The sequence below is a fragment of the Calothrix sp. CBUCES-K 9914 genome, from assembly GCF_059640475.1.
This window is the reverse complement of sequence record NZ_JBXXZH010000464.1, coordinates 1-3,606: the sequence shown is the minus strand read 5'-3', so window position 1 is coordinate 3,606 and position 3,606 is coordinate 1. Positions and strand designations below refer to the sequence as shown.

Sequence of the window (3,606 nt, the reverse complement as noted above, 5' to 3'; positions counted from 1 at the left end):
ACCAATTACAGTTTTATATCAATTTTTTGTCTATACAGCGAAAAACCTACTATAGCTCTTATAGTAGGTTCTAAATTTAGATATTTACCTATCGGATTTTACCAATCTGAAATCCTTTCACGTACAATCCAAAATTAACTAAACCATTCTAAAACGGCTTCTTCTTTAGTATTGGTGTTGCGCGATGGGGTTTCTCGGTTGAATTTCATTTGAATCGAGCGGGTTTGTTCTCCATCTGCTGCTACCGCTACAATGGGGTAGTCGATTAAGCCGTCTTGGAACGACATTTGGAAGCGGAAGGTTCCATCAGGATTTAATTTGATTGGGCGCCCACCAATTGTTACATTTGCATCTGGTTCGGTTGCACCATAAACTATCAACTCAGCATCGGCAATTAACCAGAACTTACGTGGACTCATTGGAATTTCACCGATACCAGCACCCGACATTCCAGCACCAGACATATTTAACCCTGATGTTGTTGGTACTGCCCACATACCCACTCCAGATGGGAAAATGTAAGAACTAATCGCTTGTTCTGGCGCCATCGAACCAGGTACGTGCTGCATCGAACCAAACAATGAACCTGCTACACGCAAAGCTTCGGTTGACTCTGACATTCCAAAGATTTGTTCGTAAATTGCATTGCCGTTGGCACCAGCAACAGCATTAGCTGCACCCACTGCTTTCTTCGCAGGTGGAACAAGTTCGTATAAAGTTCTACTACGTAGCTCCTCTTCAAAGTTAACAGTGATGAACACATCTTCAATCCAGTCTGATGGATATACAGGAGGAATGTGGACGCGCGCAGAACGAGCAAGTACCAGCCAACGACCATCAGCACAGCGATAACCAATGTCAATCACATAGTCTCTATCGCTAACAGGAACAGGCAAATACCATTCCCGTGCCATTTCATCACTTGGGTATTCTTGGATACTATGAGGACTTTGCTGGTCAAAGTTTATATCAGTAACATCGTAAATTCTTAAAGCTAACTGCTGTCCACCATTGCGACGCAGTTCTTCTTTATGCTCTTTGGGAACATCCCAGTAAGTATATGCCCACTGTGGATCACGTGGCATTAATACAATACGGCTTTCACCATAACCACCTGGTAAATCAGCTAAAAACTCATCAACATCCGAGAGATTTCCAGCATTACGGTCTACTTGTCCTAACTCAAATTTTGCTGCTTCCACGACTTCCTGTGCCTCCAATGTACGAGATGGATTTAATAATGGTTTACTACGTTCTACTTCTAAAATCGCTGCAAGTAATTGCGTCTTACGCATCCGGCTGTAGCGAGATACACCGTAAGCACTAGCTACTTTACGTAACTGTCGCAATGTCATCTCATCTAGCGGTGGGCGTTCTTTTGCCATGAATCTTAACTCCGGTTCTTTTGTAAAATTTCTAAGTGTCGTTTCCCCTGGCTAATTCAACTAATGAGCTTAAATTGTGTTCACGAACACGTGCGAACAACTGTGACGCAGCTAAATTCTTAGCTTCGAGCCGTTTCCTTTATTTGAATTTATCTAGCTTTTACAATCCGCTTTTTTCCTACAAGTAGAAACTCGTAGCAAAACGGGTCTTTATGTTAATGAATATTAACCAATTACCCCCACTAGGGATCAAGGGGTCTCAAAGGGCATTTTTGAGTAAAAGAACGAATTTACATGTTTTCGGGGAGCAAAATGTCATCAAATCATAACATAAACTGTATTTTCAGCTTCAATTTACATAAAAATGTCATGATATCTTGATAAATTAGGTTGACCATGCCAGATTAGCGACTTCTTTAAGAAGTCGCTAATCTGAGGAAGACATAGATTATTGAGCTAAACTGTACTTCATTGGGTGAGGAGGTGCAATTATGCTTAATCGCGGGTTCGGAAAGTTACTATCAATGATATTTGTTAGTACATGTTTATGTGTTGGTATAAGTATTGGTTCAGCGATTCGGATGGGCAAAATACAGGCATCTGATAAAGTGCCAAAACCTTCAGACTCATTACCAATATTGCCACCTGTTACTGAGGAGCAAATTTTTCCTGATTCAATAACAATTCAAGCTGTTGGGGATATTATTCCAGGTACTAATTATCCTAATAACAGATTACCGCGTAATCGCAATCAGTTAATTCCTAAATCAATACGTACATACCTAGGTAGTGCTGATATATTGTTTGGTAACTTAGAAACTTCTTTAACTAATTATCGTTATAGCGCTAAAGATATTACTAGAGGACAAACGTTTGCTTTTCGGTCACCACCTGAATATGCGAAGTTATTTTCTGATGTTGGATTTAACGTGTTTAATATTGCTAATAATCACGCTCTAGATTTTGGAGTAATGGGTTTTCGTGATACGGTTAACAATTTAAAAACGGTTGGTATTGATACAGTAGGTCATAAAAATCAGATTCTGTCGCTTAACACCCACAATGTTAAAGTGGCGATGGTTGGATTTGCGCCATACAATTATTACAACTCGATTCATGATGTGCCAAATGCGACGCAACTTGTTAAAAAAGCACAGAAACAGGCAGATATCGTAATAGTTTCAATGCACGCTGGCGCCGAAGGTACAAATGCAATGCGCGCTAAAAATGAAACTGAGTATTTCTACGGCGAAAATCGTGGTAACTCTGTACAATTTGCGCGGACAATGATTGATGCGGGAGCGGATGTAGTTTTAGGACATGGACCCCACGTACCGCGTGCAATGGAGATTTATAAAGGTAAATTAGTAGCTTATTCCTTGGGAAACTTTTTAGGATACCGTACCTTGTCTACAACTGCCGAAACAGGTTACTCAATGATTTTAGAAGTAAAATTAAATTCCGCAGGTGATTTGATTGCAGCTAAGATTATACCGATTCACATGGATAAACAAGGAATTCCTCGTATTGACCAAAGTTTCCGCACAGTAAAACTAGTACGTGATTTAATAGACAAAGATTTTGCTAAAACTTCAATAAAAATTAATAAAAAAGGAGAAATTATCGCTATCAAGTAAAAATTCTGACTGGACTCAGCTTTGTAACAAACAGAGATGCTAGTATTTTATATAAGTACTACTGATTTATTTCAACTACTCTTTGCACGTTAACTCCTTTTAGGAAAATGAAAGTCACTGATAGCGATAGCACAGCTATTCGTTTTGTCATCGAACAGCAATTGCAAGCGTTTCAACAAGACAATGCTGAAGAAGCGTTTGCTTTTGCAAGTTCTGCGATTAGGGCACAATTTCAAACACCTGAGAATTTTTTCCAAATGATCAAAACGGGATACTTACCTGTTTATCGTCCGCGCTCAGTATTGTTCGAGAATATCACTACAATTCAAGGGAACATAACACAACTGGTATTACTCCTTAGTCCAGATGGAGTACCTGTAAGGGCACTTTATTTAATGGAAAAGCAACCGGAAGGCATTTGGAAAATTAACGGTTGCTTTCTTGTGCCAGTTGAAGCAGAAATTATTTAATATTCCCTGTGCTGTGTAGGCGGAAATCAGGATTAATTGGACAACCTGAATTGGTGAGGTCGAAGGGAGCTATTACACTCCGCTCCTCCCCTTTAGAACCGGACGTGAAAGTTT

General features: G+C 39.7%; 3 protein-coding genes. 2 read left to right on the top strand and 1 reads right to left on the bottom strand.

All coding sequences use genetic code 11. The features are described 5' to 3' along the window. Window positions 1-134: 134 nt before the first annotated feature. Complete coding sequence (locus tag AC2JBO_RS43910) at window positions 135-1,385, bottom strand: DUF4912 domain-containing protein (protein WP_496959908.1); 1,251 nt, start codon at window positions 1,383-1,385, stop codon at window positions 135-137. Between the two features lie 491 nt (window positions 1,386-1,876). On the opposite strand from AC2JBO_RS43910, the gene AC2JBO_RS43905 reads away from it, so the two are divergent. Together AC2JBO_RS43905 and AC2JBO_RS43900 are read left to right on the top strand one after the other, a co-directional pair. Next, a complete protein-coding gene (locus AC2JBO_RS43905) occupies window positions 1,877-3,022 on the top strand; it encodes a CapA family protein (RefSeq protein WP_496959907.1) in 1,146 nt (381 codons plus the stop codon). Between the two features lie 107 nt (window positions 3,023-3,129). After that, complete coding sequence (locus AC2JBO_RS43900; RefSeq protein ID WP_496959906.1) at window positions 3,130-3,492, top strand: DUF4864 domain-containing protein; 363 nt, start codon at window positions 3,130-3,132, stop codon at window positions 3,490-3,492. Window positions 3,493-3,606: the final 114 nt, after the last annotated feature.